At 59.4% G+C, this 14491-nt stretch carries 21 protein-coding genes; 14 read left to right on the top strand and 7 right to left on the bottom strand.

All coding sequences use genetic code 11. The annotated features are described in order from the left end of the window. Positions 1-71 precede the first annotated feature (71 nt). From E4656_RS12050 to E4656_RS12040, 3 genes are read left to right on the top strand one after another with little or no spacing between them, the layout of a single operon-like run. Positions 72-440: a GerW family sporulation protein gene (locus E4656_RS12050; RefSeq protein WP_135483525.1), complete on the top strand. Its 369-nt coding sequence runs from the start codon at positions 72-74 to the stop codon at positions 438-440. A 10-nt stretch (positions 441-450) separates the two neighbouring features. Further along, entirely contained in the window at positions 451-1050 is a 600-nt protein-coding gene (locus E4656_RS12045; RefSeq protein ID WP_135483524.1) for a DUF2953 domain-containing protein, read from the top strand. Beyond that, positions 1047-1310, top strand: a complete 264-nt coding sequence (locus tag E4656_RS12040; protein WP_135483523.1) for a hypothetical protein — start codon at positions 1047-1049, stop codon at positions 1308-1310. The genes E4656_RS12045 and E4656_RS12040 overlap by 4 nt, the downstream gene beginning before the upstream one ends. Here the strand turns inward: E4656_RS12040 and E4656_RS12035 are convergent. Beyond that, entirely contained in the window at positions 1305-1886 is a 582-nt protein-coding gene (locus E4656_RS12035; protein ID WP_167856046.1) for a TetR/AcrR family transcriptional regulator, read from the bottom strand. The genes E4656_RS12040 and E4656_RS12035 overlap by 6 nt on opposite strands. After that, positions 1867-2442: a hypothetical protein gene (locus E4656_RS12030; protein ID WP_135483521.1), complete on the bottom strand. Its 576-nt coding sequence runs from the start codon at positions 2440-2442 to the stop codon at positions 1867-1869. The genes E4656_RS12035 and E4656_RS12030 overlap by 20 nt, the downstream gene beginning before the upstream one ends. 201 nt (positions 2443-2643) lie before the next feature. Here E4656_RS12030 and E4656_RS12025 point away from each other — a divergent pair, with 201 nt between their 5' ends. Beyond that, positions 2644-3852: a DNA glycosylase AlkZ-like family protein gene (locus E4656_RS12025; RefSeq protein WP_135483520.1), complete on the top strand. Its 1209-nt coding sequence runs from the start codon at positions 2644-2646 to the stop codon at positions 3850-3852. Beyond that, positions 3849-4307 (top strand): GNAT family N-acetyltransferase, encoded by a 459-nt coding sequence (locus E4656_RS12020; RefSeq protein ID WP_135483519.1) that lies wholly within the window; start codon positions 3849-3851, stop codon positions 4305-4307. Before E4656_RS12025 ends, E4656_RS12020 begins: the two co-directional genes overlap by 4 nt. 37 nt (positions 4308-4344) lie before the next feature. Here the strand turns inward: E4656_RS12020 and E4656_RS12015 are convergent, their stop codons facing one another. Beyond that, a complete protein-coding gene (locus E4656_RS12015; RefSeq protein ID WP_135483518.1) occupies positions 4345-5262 on the bottom strand; it encodes a LysR family transcriptional regulator in 918 nt (305 codons plus the stop codon). A 106-nt stretch (positions 5263-5368) separates the two neighbouring features. On the opposite strand from E4656_RS12015, the gene E4656_RS12010 reads away from it, so the two are divergent. After that, complete coding sequence (locus tag E4656_RS12010) at positions 5369-6043, top strand: NAD(P)H-binding protein (protein WP_135483517.1); 675 nt, start codon at positions 5369-5371, stop codon at positions 6041-6043. A 15-nt stretch (positions 6044-6058) separates the two neighbouring features. Here the strand turns inward: E4656_RS12010 and E4656_RS12005 are convergent, their stop codons facing one another. After that, the gene (locus E4656_RS12005; RefSeq protein WP_135483516.1) at positions 6059-6442 is read right to left on the bottom strand and encodes a MerR family transcriptional regulator; all 384 of its coding nucleotides are present in this window, start codon (positions 6440-6442) and stop codon (positions 6059-6061) included. Positions 6443-6542: 100 nt separating this feature from the next. On the opposite strand from E4656_RS12005, the gene E4656_RS12000 reads away from it, so the two are divergent. Further along, on the top strand, positions 6543-7589 hold the full coding sequence (locus E4656_RS12000) for an SDR family oxidoreductase (protein WP_135483515.1): 1047 nt from the start codon (positions 6543-6545) through the stop codon (positions 7587-7589). 73 nt (positions 7590-7662) lie between these two features. On the opposite strand, the gene E4656_RS11995 is transcribed toward E4656_RS12000, so the two are convergent. Further along, positions 7663-8061, bottom strand: a complete 399-nt coding sequence (locus tag E4656_RS11995) for a hypothetical protein (RefSeq protein ID WP_135483514.1) — start codon at positions 8059-8061, stop codon at positions 7663-7665. A 139-nt stretch (positions 8062-8200) separates the two neighbouring features. Between E4656_RS11995 and E4656_RS11990 the strand changes: the two genes are divergently transcribed. The 5 genes from E4656_RS11990 to E4656_RS11970 are packed head-to-tail and all read left to right on the top strand — an operon-like array spanning position 8201 to position 10947. Continuing rightward, positions 8201-8995 carry a helix-turn-helix domain-containing protein gene (locus tag E4656_RS11990; protein WP_135483513.1) on the top strand — a complete coding sequence of 265 codons (795 nt, stop codon included), beginning with the start codon at positions 8201-8203 and terminating at the stop codon, positions 8993-8995. 51 nt (positions 8996-9046) lie between these two features. Further along, entirely contained in the window at positions 9047-9535 is a 489-nt protein-coding gene (locus E4656_RS11985; RefSeq protein WP_135483512.1) for an AAC(3)-I family aminoglycoside N-acetyltransferase, read from the top strand. Continuing rightward, positions 9535-9927: a DUF1801 domain-containing protein gene (locus E4656_RS11980; RefSeq protein WP_135483511.1), complete on the top strand. Its 393-nt coding sequence runs from the start codon at positions 9535-9537 to the stop codon at positions 9925-9927. Before E4656_RS11985 ends, E4656_RS11980 begins: the two co-directional genes overlap by 1 nt. Before the next feature lie 37 nt (positions 9928-9964). Further along, positions 9965-10171, top strand: a complete 207-nt coding sequence (locus tag E4656_RS11975; protein ID WP_135483510.1) for a hypothetical protein — start codon at positions 9965-9967, stop codon at positions 10169-10171. A gap of 23 nt (positions 10172-10194) precedes the next feature. Continuing rightward, complete coding sequence (locus E4656_RS11970) at positions 10195-10947, top strand: glucose 1-dehydrogenase (protein WP_135483509.1); 753 nt, start codon at positions 10195-10197, stop codon at positions 10945-10947. A 41-nt stretch (positions 10948-10988) separates the two neighbouring features. Here the strand turns inward: E4656_RS11970 and E4656_RS11965 are convergent, their stop codons facing one another. Next, on the bottom strand, positions 10989-11819 hold the full coding sequence (locus tag E4656_RS11965) for an AraC family transcriptional regulator (RefSeq protein WP_135483508.1): 831 nt from the start codon (positions 11817-11819) through the stop codon (positions 10989-10991). 133 nt (positions 11820-11952) lie between these two features. Here E4656_RS11965 and E4656_RS11960 point away from each other — a divergent pair, with 133 nt between their 5' ends. Next, positions 11953-12327: a VOC family protein gene (locus E4656_RS11960; RefSeq protein WP_135483507.1), complete on the top strand. Its 375-nt coding sequence runs from the start codon at positions 11953-11955 to the stop codon at positions 12325-12327. Positions 12328-12336: 9 nt separating this feature from the next. On the opposite strand, the gene fabF is transcribed toward E4656_RS11960, so the two are convergent. Continuing rightward, positions 12337-13602, bottom strand: a complete 1266-nt coding sequence (gene fabF / locus E4656_RS11955) for a beta-ketoacyl-ACP synthase II (RefSeq protein WP_135483506.1) — start codon at positions 13600-13602, stop codon at positions 12337-12339. A gap of 91 nt (positions 13603-13693) precedes the next feature. Between fabF and E4656_RS11950 the strand changes: the two genes are divergently transcribed. Beyond that, the gene (locus E4656_RS11950) at positions 13694-14353 is read left to right on the top strand and encodes a TetR/AcrR family transcriptional regulator (protein ID WP_135483505.1); all 660 of its coding nucleotides are present in this window, start codon (positions 13694-13696) and stop codon (positions 14351-14353) included. Positions 14354-14491: the final 138 nt, after the last annotated feature.

The raw sequence follows: 14491 nt of genomic DNA, 5'->3' as shown, positions 1-14491 counted from the left end.
ATTCCTGCCCACAGTACCGGCCTATAATTGGTATTGCTCGACCGATAAGGTCGTCATTCGGGAACACAACCATGGAACATGTTGAAGCGTTACTCAAAACAGCAATGGGCGAAATCGAACGGATGCTCGACTCCAAGACAGTCGTGGGTGATCCGATTCAGATTGAAGGCACCACCATTATCCCGCTGGTCAGTGTGGGGTTTGGTTTTGGTGCCGGCGGCGGTCAGGGCACCGGCTCCCTGAAAACAGGGGAAGGTGGTGAAGGCACCGGCGGCGGAACTGGCGGTGGCGGCGGTGTGAAACCTGTCGCCCTGATCATCATCGACAAGGACGGCGTTCGCATAGAACCCATCAAGGGGGCGGCAACTTCCGTTCTGGAACGGGTGGCGGATGTCATCGGCCAGACGATGAAGAAGGAAGCTGACGAGAGCAAGGACTGAGGGCTGACCCATGCTTACCCTCTGGGTCCTGATGGGATGTCTGGCAGGTTTGCTGCTTTTGCTGGCGGTGCCGGTGGAGCTGTCCTATGCGATCCGGCTGGACGCCGATCAGCGGTCGGCACAGGGTCAGTTCAGGTGGTTGTTCGGGCTGGTCCGGGTGAAGCTTCCGTGCCAGCCTGACGGCTCCAGCAAGTCAGAAAAACTACCCGCCAAAGCCAAGCCCACACCCAAGCCAAAACGCCGAGCCGAGCGACCGCGCACCAGTCCAATGGCAGCGCTGTCTGTAGAAGGCTTTGTCAGCCACCTGCTGAAACTGGTGCGCCGCCTGTTGGCCGGCCTTCACATTCATCATCTCGATATACGGGGACGGTTGGGTCTGGGCGACCCGGCAGACACAGGCCTGGCCTGGGCGCTCATTGGCCCGATCAGCGTGATTCTGGACGCACCCGGCGTGACGCAGGTCGATATTCAACCGGATTTCTCGGAAGAGGTGCTGGATTTCTCCAGCAGCGGCCGTGTTCGTGTGGTGCCTTTGGAATACCTGGCTGTGATGATTCGATTCATGGTGTCCCCCACCACCTTCCGGGCCATACGAGCGATGCGGTCATGAAGCGGACACAGCTGCGCATGGGCAACCGGATCGAGGTGGCTGGCCTGTCGTTGATTCCCATCGAGCAGATACGCCTGCAAGGCGATTACAATGACCGCGCACTCTGGCTGCATGCACAGGCAGACCCGGTTGCTCTGGTGATCTGCGGTGCCGGTCAGCCCTATGCGCTGAGCCTGGGTGCCAGGGCGCTGTCTCTCTCTGAACTGCGCCGGCAACTGCCGGAACTGGCGAGTGCAATTTCCCTGGCCATTGGCCTATGACCTCAGGTTGGCCAGGTAATCGCTGATCCCCTGCCTGAACTGAGCCTCCAGGGTGCTGAATGCAGTGTTCGGGCTTGCCGAGGCGAGTATGCCCAACCCCTCAATGATGGCCATGGCCTGCAGAGCCAGTGACTGGGCGCTGTTGGGCGTTTGCAAGATGCCGTCGGCCAGGTCCTGCTCAGCCAGTTGAACCAGACGGTTCGCGATGAGTTCTTGGCGTTGCTCGAACTCTGCAGCATGGTCTGGCAGCAGTGACCAGACAAAGCGCTGGTAGGCCGGCGGCGGGATATCGAGGCGATGCAGTTCGCGTAGCAGCGCGAGATATTGCTGGGCGCTGTCCTCTACCAGTTCCGCAAAGTGGCTGTGCGACGCGTCTTCGACATGGGGCAGAAAACGACTGAAAAAATGCTCGATACAGGCATCCAGCAGGTCTCCCTTGCGCTGAAAGTAATGGTGAAATGCCCCTTTCGACAGTCCGCTGGCGGCCACCAGATTGCGCATGCTGGTCTGTTCATAGCCCTTCTTCAGAAACAATCGAAAAGCGATCAGCAGCAGTTCATAGCGACTGGTTTTCATAGGTATTCCCATAGTGGTTGACCGCAAACGCATACAGCACCTTGGTCATGAACAGCAGTGACAGCGCCGTCAGCCAGGGCGCCAGCGACAACAGCGGCACACCCAGCAGGCCAATGCACAGCAGTGCACCGGCGACTACCGGCTGCCAGGGCCGGGCAAAACAAAGGTTAACCAGACACGCCCCCGCCACGGTATAGACCCAGACCAACAGCAGGGGTGCAATGGGGAGGCCCAGCAACAGGCCGACAACGGGCAGGTGCACATGGAGCGCGATGAACCCCCAGCGCCAAGCCGGCCGTTCAGAGTAGAAACGGCTCGTACCCGACGTGAAATTGGCCACGGCACCAGCGGCAATATCGAGCATCAACAGGGCCGCCAGCAGCTGTCGCCAGAGGGCCAGATCAGAGACCTCTGGCAGGGCCGTCAAGGCCCAGGTCAACCCGGCGAGAGCGGTCACCAGCGCGATCGAAGCAAGCCCGCCCAGGCTCTGGTTTCGACCCAGCACCTCATGAAAGGCGGAGGGAATGCGAATATCGCGATCAAATGGTGAGGGCATGCGGTGGTCCTTTCATGCTGTTTTCTATTTTACTTTCTATGCTGAACCCAGAACATACCGGACGTCCCGTTTTTAAGCAACACGATTTGATCCAGATTGTTGTCACAGGTACAGAGACCACAGGATTCTGTTGGGCTACCATGCCCTGCTGTACCCTGAGCCAACATTCTGTTCAGACGCCGCAACCAGAAGGAATTGATCATGCCCAAGCCGCTTGACCCTGCCACAGCTCGCCGTCTGCTGACTCGGTATCAGTTCCGGCAGGCGGCTCTGCCGGACATCATCCAGCGCCTTGGGACCATTCAATATGACCCGCTGTCCCCCATGGGCAACAACCCGGATCTGGTGCTGCAGGCGCGGGTCCCGGGGTATCGCGTTGATGACTGGCAGCAGGCGGCCTATCGCGATCGCCTGCTTCTGGATGGCTGGGACAAGCAGGCCAGTCTGTTTCAGCCCGACGCCTGGTGGGCCCAGGCGCCTTTCCATGGCTGGTTTGCGCAGCGCTGGCGGGCGCAGGGTGTGGATGTGGATGGCGACGAGGCACAGGCTCTGCTGAAAGAAGTCGCAGACCGGGGGCCGGCTACCAGCCTGGAACTGGGGGATCAGCAGTCGGACCCCGGCCTGCGCGGTACCTGGTACGGCCCCAAGCGCTCGCGCCATCTGCTGAAAGCCCTGTGGGATTCCGGGCGGCTTGTCACTCGGCACAGAGTGGCCGGGCGCCATGCCTATGACCTGCCGGAGCGAGTGTTTCCCGAGGCCGTCAAGGCAACGCCGGGCACAGAGTCCGAGGCTCTGCGGCACCTGATTCTGCGCCGGGTGCAGGCGGTGGGTCTGCTGCGCCCCAAAGCCGATGCGGCCGTCTGGCTGCTGCCCTGCAATCGCAAGCAGCGTGATGAGGTCGCTGCCGAGGCCATCCGTGCCGGTGAACTGGCGGAAGTCGACATTGACGGTGACCGCTACTGGGCGACACCCGCGGCGCTGGAGTTGCTGGACCAGTCGTCGGAGGCAGCCGCTGCCGCAGATGCCTCGGTACGCTTTCTGGCCCCGCTGGACCCGCTGATGTGGGACCGCACAGCCGTGGCCCGCCTGTTCGGGTTCGATTATGTGTGGGAGGTGTACAAGCCGGTCAGGGAGCGGCGCTGGGGCTATTATGTACTGCCGGTGCAGTGGGGTGACCGTTTTGTGGCGCGCTTTGATGGCCGCTGCCAGAATGGCGAACTGACCATTCTGGCCTGGCACTGGGAAGCGGACATCAACCCGAAGCAGTTGCCGGACGGCCTGCCCGAGGCCCTGACGCACGCAGCGCGCCAGTTCATGCAGTATCTGGGTGCTGACCGTGTACGCCTGCCCACCGGTATGGGCAAGCCCGCACGCCAGGCCTGGCAGACTGCGAAGCGGGGGCTGAAATGATGATACGAGACTACCGACCCTCCGATTTCGAAGAGATCATGGCGATCTATGCGCAGTCGAAGTTGGATGAACTGCGTTTCGAGCCGAAAAAGTTCGAGCTGCTGCCGTTGGAGAAGGACGAGAAAAGGCTGCAGTCGTTGCTGGCATCCAGGATCTTTGTGTGGGAGGCCGATGGCATAACGGGTTACGGAGCGGTCTGCCAGAACGATATTGAATCTCTGTTTGTACATCCAAGGCATCGCGGTCAGGGCATTGGCAGCACAATGTTCGAATACCTGCTCACCGAAGTCGATTCACCTGCCAGACTGTACGTCGCAAAAAGCAATGCCCCCGCCATCGCCCTTTACCGGAAATACGGCTTCTCGGTGAGCCGGGAGTTTGAAACGTCGTACAACGGAAGGGCCGTCATGGCCAATGAGATGGTGAGAATGTCCGAGGCGCCCGACTCACAATAGGCATGCCCGCCCAACAATGTTCGTGGCCCGATAGCAATCAAACACTTCGTGCGGGCGCATTGTCTTTGGCAGACAGCGCCTCCGCAATGGCATCAAACACCACACGTATCCGCTGGCTGGTATGCAGTTCGCGATGGCAGACCAGCCAGAGCGGCAACACCAGCGGCGGGCCAAACTGCTCGAAAGCCCGTCTGAACAGCGGCTCCCGATCGCCTACCGTCTGTGGAATAAAGGCCAGACCCTGATGGCGTTTCACCAGTTCCCACTGCAATGACAACGAGAGAGTAGTGAGCCGAATGTTGCCGGTGTCCAGCGGCCAGCCTTTGTCACCCAGTACCGAGAGAAGCTGGTGCTCCCGGTCAAAGCCAATCAGCTGAATTGAATTCAGTTCCTCGATGGAGGTCGGGTTGCCAAAAGGCGCCAGGTATTCCGGCGTGCCATAGAGCCAGACCGGATCGTCATACAGCTTGCGCGCTATCAGGTCCGGCTGGCTGGGCCGAAAGCTGCGCAGCGCTATATCCGCTTCTCGCCGAGTCAGATTGGCCACCTCATGCGTCACCTGAATATCCAGATGAATGCCGGGATACTGCTGCCGCAACTGCACCAGCACCGGCGGCAGCAGAAACACCGCTTCCAGCTCGCTGGTCGTGATGCTCACCGTTCCCTCCAGAGCACTGGCCTGCCCGGAGGCAGCCATCGACAGTTGGGTGGCGGCGTCTCCCATGGCGCGTACATGGTGCACCATGGCGCGACCTGATTCTGTCAGCACCAGCCCCTGCCCTACCCGCTCGAACAGGGTCACGCCCAACTCCCGCTCCAGAGCGGCCACCTGGCGCCCCAGCGTGGGTTGGGTCAGGCCCAATGCCCGTGCGCCCGCCGAGAAGGAGCCCTGTTCGGCCGTCACCAGAAAGGCGCGTGCCCGATTCCAGTCAAACTTGATTGCGCTCCAGTCCATGCCACTAAGCCATGCAAATTCGTATACCTGATAGACCAGATTACGCAATTATCCGGGACTTAAAAACAGATTATGATCAACAAGGTTAATCAGTCGGAGCAAAACCATGGAAGCCAAACAGATCTGTATCGTCGGTGCCTCGGGCAAGCTGGGACAATACATGGTCGAGCTTGCCCTCAATGAAGGCTATCAGGTGGTCGGTGTCTGTCGGGAGAAAAGCCGCCACAAGCTTGACCGTTTCAAAGACCGCATCACTCTGTTTGGTGGAGCAACGGACGACACTGACGTCATCCGCCAGGCCACCGAAGGCTGTGTTGCCGTGCTGACCGTGCTGGTGCCCTGGGGCGTGCATGGTTATTCACTGGGCACGGCACGGGCCGTGCTGGAGCAGTCACCGCCGGACGCGCGGTTGATCTTTTCCTGTGGCTGGCACATCAGCCAGGATGGCCAGGACCAGTACAGTTGGAAGCTCAAGGCCCTTGTTGCCATTGCAAGCCCCCTGGCGCGCTGGCTGAGACTGGTCGACATCGAGGACCAGGTGCGGGCCACCAACCTGATTTTTCAGAGCCAGCGCAAATGGACTGTGGTGCGCGGCAGTGATCTTGAAGAAGGCGAAAGCGAGGGCCTGCCCGTCTGGGCGAAACATGTGGGTGATCCGATTCTCGCCAGTAACCGCACGCGCCGTATCGATTTCGCGTTGTTCATGGTCAAGGCCATCGACAACGATGTCCTGATCCACCAATCGCCGGCCATTGTGAGCTGTCAGAGCGCCAGACAGTAGCCCCGCAAACATCGTTCATGCTTCGCACTGACCGGTTTGACGAGCCGCCTCCGCGCTAGCTGCGAGTCGGCGCTGTTCCTTGCCCAGCATGACACTGACGCGCGTCAACTCGGTGATCTTGTGATCCACAGCAGCTTTCTTTTCTGCCATAAGCAACGCACCCTGCTCACAATCAATGCTGTCGCTGCGCAAAGCATCAAGCACAGCGCTGATTTCCCGGATCGAGAAACCCAGATCCTTGAACCACCGCACCATGTTCATCCTCTCCACTGCCTTCTCCGGGTAGTCCCGGTAATTATTGCTGGTTCGGTCGACTTCTTTCAGCAGGCCGATTTTCTCGTAGTAGCGCAAGGTATGGCGATTTATACCGGTTCGATACTCCAATTCAGCAATTCTCATGGCGACATGCCTCTCCGGTTTCAAAGGTATTGACCTTAGAGTTAACTCTACACCTTAGGCTATTCGCTTGTCTTCATTGTTGCAAAAGAGGAGAAGAGAGATGGCTTTATTGATTACCGGAGCAACCGGCTTTGTCGGCCGCCACTTGTGCGCCCAGTTAACCCGCGGCAGACAGCGGGTTCTGGCGATGCTGCGCGAACCGGACCGACAGTTATCCGAATTGCGTGAACACGTCAACGCACTTGGCGGCAGAGCTCATTTTATTCATGCACTGAAGGGGGATCTGGATCAACCAGACCTGGGCATAGTCGATGAATTGCCGGAAATCGGCGGCATCATCCATCTGGGCGCCCGCTTTGCCTGGCAATTGAATCAGGATGCTGCCAAGCGCACCAATGTGGCAGGCTCTCTCGCCGTGGCAGAACTGGCTCACCGGCATCGTGTTCGGCTGGTGTTCACCAGCGGGTTCATGCTTGAGAATCAAGAGCATCTGAGGCGGCTGGGCATAAGCCAGGATGACCCGCAACACACTGACTGGGACCAGGTATACCGTTGCACTGGCGCTTATGAGGCGAGCAAACTGGAGGCGACTTTCCGCCTCCGAGCTTTTGCCAGGAAATCAGGTACGGAGTTAGTGGAAGTGCAACCGGGCACCGTCACAGGGCATAGTAAAAACGGTGAGCTGGATGCAAGCCAACCCCTCTACACACTCATGACCAACCTTGCCAACGGGCGCCTTTCCATGGTGCCAGGCAGCCCGTCTCACTGGCTGCCGCTGGTGGCTGTGGACCACTTGGCCGGGCTGATTGCGAAGGCGGCGACTGCGGACTCTGTGCCGTCACGACTACTTGCACTGGATCCTGAAACACCAAACCTGCAAGGTACGTTAGCCATAGCCGCCAATGCATTGAACCGCCGCGCACCAACACGCCATATTCCAATACCGGCCCTGGCCCTGCTGCTGCGCATCCCTGGGCTGCCAAAAGTTTTAAACACCATGCCTGAGACTCTGCACTTCATTCAGACAACGCGCTTCGACACCACGATAACGGACCGCTTTCTGGCTGAACAGCAGATGCCTCGCCCTCCAATAGAGGATGTCATTGCGGAAAGCGCTCGCTATGTCCGGACTCGGTCTCTCCCATAGCAAGCTTGGATGACCGCCTTTACCGCTCGATGAGTGTGTGCCCTCTTCTGGCTTTTGATCAGGCGCAGGAGTATCAGCCTGTTGCGGCTTCCACTTCGGGCGCTTTCAGCCAGCGCCACTCCAGCAGCGCGAAGGCGGTCACGATCAGCGCCACGTCCGCGAGCAGAATGTGCCCCCACAGACTGAGCTGGCTGGCGAATACCACCATTACCACCGGTGTCGCCACAATCCAGGCAACATCGAAGGCCAGTACCCAGGCCACACCGCTACGGGCGTCCGGCAATGCACGGCGCACACCATAAACGCCCGCCGCGAACAGCAGCAGGCCGACACCGACGCCTTGCAGCAGCCAGGCAGGCACACCGCCCATTACGTCACTGATCAGGCCAGGAAAAGCCAGCAACAGAATGCCGGACAGGCCAGAAAGCAGAATATTGGTCATCAGGGTTGCAGAAATACCTGGGATTTTCATGTCATGATCCTCGCGTTTGGGTTGAGGCCTGTCAGATTGCGCCGAAGCCCGTTGCCACTCAATTACCTGAGAGGTAATGGCACCACCTACCCGGATTGCGGCAGAATGAGAAAATCTTCACTGCACAGGAACAATCGTCATGGGATCTGCCGGCCACATCCTGTCGCAATTCCGTCGTGCCAGGCGCCTGTCGCAGCTCGAGCTGAGCCTGCAGGCCGATGTGTCGGCACGCCATATCAGCTTTATTGAAACCGGCCGCACACAACCCAGCCGCGACGTTCTGCTGAGACTCTCGGCCGTGATGAACCTGAGCCATCGCGACACCAATCACCTGCTCACGGCCTGTGGTTATGCTGCCGTCTATTCCGATATCCCTCTTGAAGAGACCGCCATGGCATCCGTGCGCCAGGCCCTGACCATCATGCTGGAACATCATGCCCCTTACCCAGCCGTGGTGCTGAACCAGCACTGGGATCTGCAGATGGCCAACAGGTCCATGCAACAGTTGATTAGCGCCCTGCTCCCGGCACACCAATCTGACACACAACTCAACATGATGGTCGTCCTGTTCGAACCGGACGGGCTGCGGCCCTTCATCACCAACTGGCCGGACGTTGCCGCCCTGCTGCTACGCCGCCTGAAGCTGCAACTGCAAACCCAACCCAGCCCCAAACTCGCGGGCCTGATGAACCATCTGCTGTCCCTGGACCCACCCGAGCATTGGCAAACACCGACTCCACAAAGCTGGGAGGGCCCCATGCTCACCGCCAACCTGAATGTGCACGGCCAGCCACTGAGCATCTTCTCGACGCTCACCAGCTTCGGTACGGCACTGGATGCCGGTTTGCAGGAACTGATGATCGAGAGTTACTTTCCCGCCGATGACGCCACAAAGGCGTTCTTTGAATATCTGGCCAAAGAAGTCGATAATTGACGGTCGACGAGCGCCCATTCGTGGGGCCGGGCATTCGAAGAGGAGGCCATAATGTCGGTAACAATCCATCACCTTGCACCCGCTGATACAGAGCTGATGAATGCCCTGCTGGCGATGTTCGGAGAGGTTTTCGATGACATGGAAACCTATACCGGCAGACGCCCGAGTGCGGACTACCTGCAACGCCTGCTCGGCGGTGAAACCTTCATTGCACTGGCGGCGCTGGACAACAATGAGGTTATTGGTGGTCTTGCGGCCTACGAGTTGAAGAAGTTCGAGCAGGAACGCAGTGAGATCTACATCTACGACCTGGCCGTTGCAACCAACTACCGGCGGCAGGGTATTGCGACGGCCTTGATCGAGAGGCTGAAAGTGATGGCTTCAGAACGAGGCGCCTATGTCATTTTCGTGCAGGCTGATACCGGCGTTGAAGATGAACCCGCCATCGCGCTCTACGACAAGCTCGGGGTTCGTGAAAACGTCCTGCACTTTGATATTCCAGTCGAGCCCGATCAGGAGTCTGCGCAGGGGGAACAGTGATGCATCCCGACATCGTGAACTACAACCAGCAGCAGGAGCCTGATCACAGGGCCGTCTGCGACCTGCTGGCCCGCGCAATCGACAAAGGCCTGCCGGAGGCTGAAAGCAAGATCTGGCACCGACACCCGGTCTGGTTTCTGGATGGCAATCCAACGGTCGGATACAGCAAACAGAAGCCGGGCATACGGTTGATGTTCTGGAGCGGCGCAGATTTTGATGAAGACGAATTGAATGTACTGGGCAAGAAATTCAAGGATGCCTCGGTGTTCTTCAACCACGCTTCGGAAATAAGAACTTCGGACCTGCAGCGCTGGCTCGAGAAGGCACAGGAGATCCAGTGGGACTACAGGAATCTTGCCCGCCGCAAGGGGCGACTTGAGCGGCTGAAATAATCATACTGGAGCCCTCCTGTAGCACGAGAGCATGAACATGACACAGAGCCTGGACGCTCTGCTCGACGAGCTGATTGCACGCAAGGATATCCACTCCGCCATCATGTCGGTGGCCTCCGGCGATGGCATCTGGCTGTTCCACGCCCCGGAGCTGGACATGTACCTGACCGGAGCCGTCAATCAGGTTACCGCCGGGGCGGTTCCGTTCAAGATGGTGCCCCGAATGCTTCGGGCTCTGTCGTAAAGCAACAAGGTGCAGGAGAACGCATGGATACCAATCAGGTCGCTATCGTCACAGGTTCGAGTCGAGGCATTGGTGCCTCAACCGCAAAGCTGCTGGCCCGTAACGGGTTCTCCGTCTGCATCAATTATGTCTCGGATGCCGGGGCGGCCAAATCCGTCAGGGATCAGATCATTGCAGACGGCGGGCACGCCATGGTGGTGCAGGCCGATGTGTCGTCAGCGGATGATGTCGCCAGGCTGTTCAGCACCGTGGACGCTGAACTGGGGCGATTATCCGTGCTGGTCAACAACGCCGGCATACTGATGACGCAATGCCGCCTGGAAGACATTTCCGAAGAACGCTTCCTGCAGGTGCTCAAAACCAATGTCATGGGCTGTTTCCTGTGCTCGAAAGAAGCCATCAAACGCATGTCGACAGATAACGGAGGCACAGGCGGCGCCATCGTCAACGTGTCATCGGTTGCAGCAAGAAGCGGTTCACCCAACGAGTACGTCGACTACGCCGCTTCCAAGGGCGCTATCGACACCCTGACCCGGGGGCTGGCCCTGGAAGTGGCCGCACAGGGCATTCGGGTCAATGCGGTACGACCGGGCCTGATCCACACCGAGATGCATGCGTCCGGTGGTGAATCGAACCGGGTAGACCGCTTGCAGTCGAAGATCCCCATGCAGCGCGGGGGCCAGCCGGAAGAAATCGCTGAAGCCATACTCTGGCTGGCTACGGACAAGTCGTCATTTGTAACCGGCAGTTTCATTGATCCTTCCGGTGGTCTGTAATGCAAAGCCGGTAATTCTCACGACACCGGGCCTGCACGCCATCAACGTACCGCGATCCAGACTTCAAAGCCGCCCTGTCCGGTGTTCGGATCAAAGTCCGGGCCGTATTTTTCCAGGGTTGGACCATGGCTGGGCTCCAGGCCATGGTCGGTGAGCCCATGGTTCCAGATGGCGGCCATGACCGAGGTTATGTCGGCAATATGGCCGCTGTAGGCAAACACCGCATAGTCTTGCTCGGGCAGCGTAGTCCTCACCACGCCACTGGGCAGTGATGCCTGTGCTGGCACTTCAACGCCGGTCATATAGTCGAAACTGCCTTCATCATCGAAATTGAAACAGGCACCATACGCTGCATCGCCACTGTGCGAGGAAAGGGCCGACAGTAACGGCTGGAAACGTTGCCATTGCTGGGGGATGCCTGCTTTGGCATCACAGTGGAAACGCGAAACCAGTCCTGCCAGGTGCAAGGACTTGAGTGATTCCCGGCGTGGTGCATCAAGTTGAATATGGGTTCCAATAGACATAGAGATTGCCTCCGTCAGTATCAGGTTATCAGTATGGCCCTGAGAGCGAACCTGCTCTGGAGTCAGGGCAAAGGTTTCCTTGAAAGCGCGGGAGAAAGCCTCGTGGGAGTTGTAGCCATGCTCCAGCGCCAGGGCGAGAATATCCGGTGCGCCGTCTGCCAACTGTCGCGCAGCCTCGGAGAGCCGACGCCGGCGCATATAGCGCACGGGTGTCTGCCCGAACAGTGCAGAGAAAGCACGTGTCAGGTAAAAGGGCGACACGTTGCAGGCTGAAGCAATACTGTTGAGCGTCAGTGATTCCTGACTGTGGTGTTCGATATACCACAAGGCTCTTTGGACAGTATTCATTTGACCTCCCTGAGTTATCTCGCCAGCCCACAATAACGATCTGCCGGTGTATTGCTTGATAATTATTGCTCTTCGGGCAGAGTAGCGGGTTGAAATCCCGGGGGCACCACCAACCCATGCCACAGGAGAGAACATGATTGATCATCTCAAGTTTGGAGCCAGTAACTATGCGGAAAGCAAGGCCTTCTTCCTGCAGGCGCTCGAGCCGCTGGGTGTCGAGGCCGGTGCCGAAGGCGATCCGTCTTACGGCATCGAGCTGTGCGGCAGTAACGATGCATCACTGTGCCTGTACCAGGCCACGGAGACACCTGCACCGCTCCACATTGCGTTCGTTGCGGAGACTCGCCAACAGGTCGATGCTTTCTATCGCGCGGCCCTGGAGGCCGGCGGCAAGGATAATGGCGCGCCCGGACTGCGTCCGAACTATCACGCCACCTACTATGCCGCCTTTGTCATTGGCCCGGACGGACACAATATAGAAGCGGTCTGCCATGAGGCAGAGGCCTGAAACAAGTGGCTACACCTTACTGACGATCAGGGCCGCATTCACTCCGCCGAAACCAAACCCGTTGCACAGCACATGCTGTGTGGCCTGGTCGCGGGCCGCGCCGGTCACAAAGTCGAGGTCCTCCATGTCGTCATCGGCCTGGTTCAGATTAAGCGTGGGTGGCAGCCGGTCGTGCATGGCGGACAGTGCAGAGAAGATGCTCTCGACGCCGCCCGATGCACCGAGCAGGTGGCCAATCGCCGCCTTGTTGGCAGAAATCGGAATACCGGCCAGAGCTTCACCAAAGGCGTTGCGCAGGGCTGCGATCTCGGCCCGGTCTCCTACCGGTGTCGAGGTGGCGTGCGCATTGATGTGGTCAATGGCCTGTGGAGAAAGGCCCGCCATGCGGAGCGCCAGCCGAATGGCTGTGGCGGCACCGGAGCCGTCTTCCGGGCCGGCGGCAATGTGGTGGGCGTCTGCACTGGTTCCATAACCACTGAGAATGGCCAGGGGGGTCGCCCCACGTGCTTCGGCGTGGGCCAGAGTTTCGATAACCAGCAGTCCGGCGCCCTCCCCCATCACGAAGCCGCTGCGGGTCTGGTCGAAGGGGCGTGATGCACCGGCGGGATCATCCTGCTCGGTGGACAGCGCCTTCATGGCATGGAAACTGGCCAGCGCAAGCGAATCAATACATGACTCGGCGCCGCCCACCAGCGCCACATCGGCTTCGCCACTGCGGATCAGGCGCATGCCATCGCCTATGGCCTGCAGCCCGGCGGCACAGGCCGTTACCGGACAACCCACAGGCCCCCGAAAGCCATAGCGAATAGACACATTGCCCGCCGCCAGGTTGGCCAGAAACGCGGGCACCGTGAACGGAGACAGCCGCCGGTGGCCTCGCGTCACCAGGGTATTCTGTGCTTGCGTGATGGTAGGAAAGCCGCCTATCCCGGTACCGATAACGGTGGCCGTGGCCATTTTCTCGGTATCGCCCGACGGCATCCAGGCGGCCTGAGTCAACGCTTCCTCGGCGGCAGCCATGGCGTACAGGCTGAACAGATCCATCTTGCGCCGCTCCTTGGCGTCAGCCACGCGTTCCGGGTCAAAGCCTGCTTCGGGGTCGGCGGCCAGGTCGGGCACCGCGCCCGCGACCCTGATCGGCAGCTCATCGGTTTCGAAGCGGGTGATCGGCGAAATGCCGGATTGACAGTCCAGCAAGCGGTCCCAGCTTGCCTTGACGCCGCAGCCAAGGGGGCTGATCATGCCCATGCCGGTGATGACGATAGGTGATTCCATGGTAGATTCCTTGATGGCCTGAAGTTGTGCCAAGCTAGCACCGGCCTTGATATGATCAAGATAATATTCTGCGGGGGAGAGTAAGCTCGCCATGCCCTACTCGACGCACCACAAGGTCACATCGCGCAAGCGCATTCTGCAGTCGGCCATCGAACTGTTCAGCCGCCAGGGTTTCGAGAAGGTGTCCATTGGGCAGATCATGAAGCTGGCCAAGATGACCCACGGCGCCTTCTATGCCCACTTCGCCTCCAAGGAGGCGCTCTACCATGCCTCGGTAAGAGAAACGCTGGAGGGCAGCCGTGCGGCCAGGCTGGTCAAGGGGCCCTTGTCCATGCAGCACCTGACGGACCTGGTGGCCAACTGCTGGAACCTGCAGGCGCTTGAACGCAAGCGGCAGCCGGGGCCGGAAACAGTCCTGTTCAATGAGATTGGCAACGAGAACACCGAGATCCGCGCCTTGTTCGAAGCCTCATACTCGCGTCTCAGGAAGATGCTGGAAACCCGACTTGTTGCCCTGAGCCGCCTGAAGCGACTGCCCTTCGAGCCGGACCGCGAACTCATTGCCGAGAAATCCCGCGCCATTCTCGCCTCGCTGGTGGGCGCTGTGGCCATTGCCAAGAGCCTGCCCGGCGAGCTGGAACAGGAGCGCCAGCACATATTGAGTGCCGCCCAGAGCAATATCCTGCAACTGCTCGGCGTCAATGAGGGCGAACTGGAAAGCGTGGCCGGGGAAACCAAGTTGGACCGGTAAGGTTTCAGAAAAAGCCTATCCCGACTGGCACAAGAAGGGACAACCCAACGAACTGATCGTTGCCGCGCAGGCGTACAAACCCGCCATGGCCAGGGCGTTCTGCGCGTCAGGGTCTGCCGCTGCCGACAGGGGCAGACC

It is taken from the genome of Natronospirillum operosum, assembly GCF_004768465.1.
In the GTDB taxonomy this organism is placed as follows: Bacteria; Pseudomonadota; Gammaproteobacteria; order Pseudomonadales; family Natronospirillaceae; genus Natronospirillum; species Natronospirillum operosum.
The sequence above is the reverse complement of the archived record's forward strand: the minus strand, read 5'-3'. Positions and strand labels throughout refer to the sequence as shown.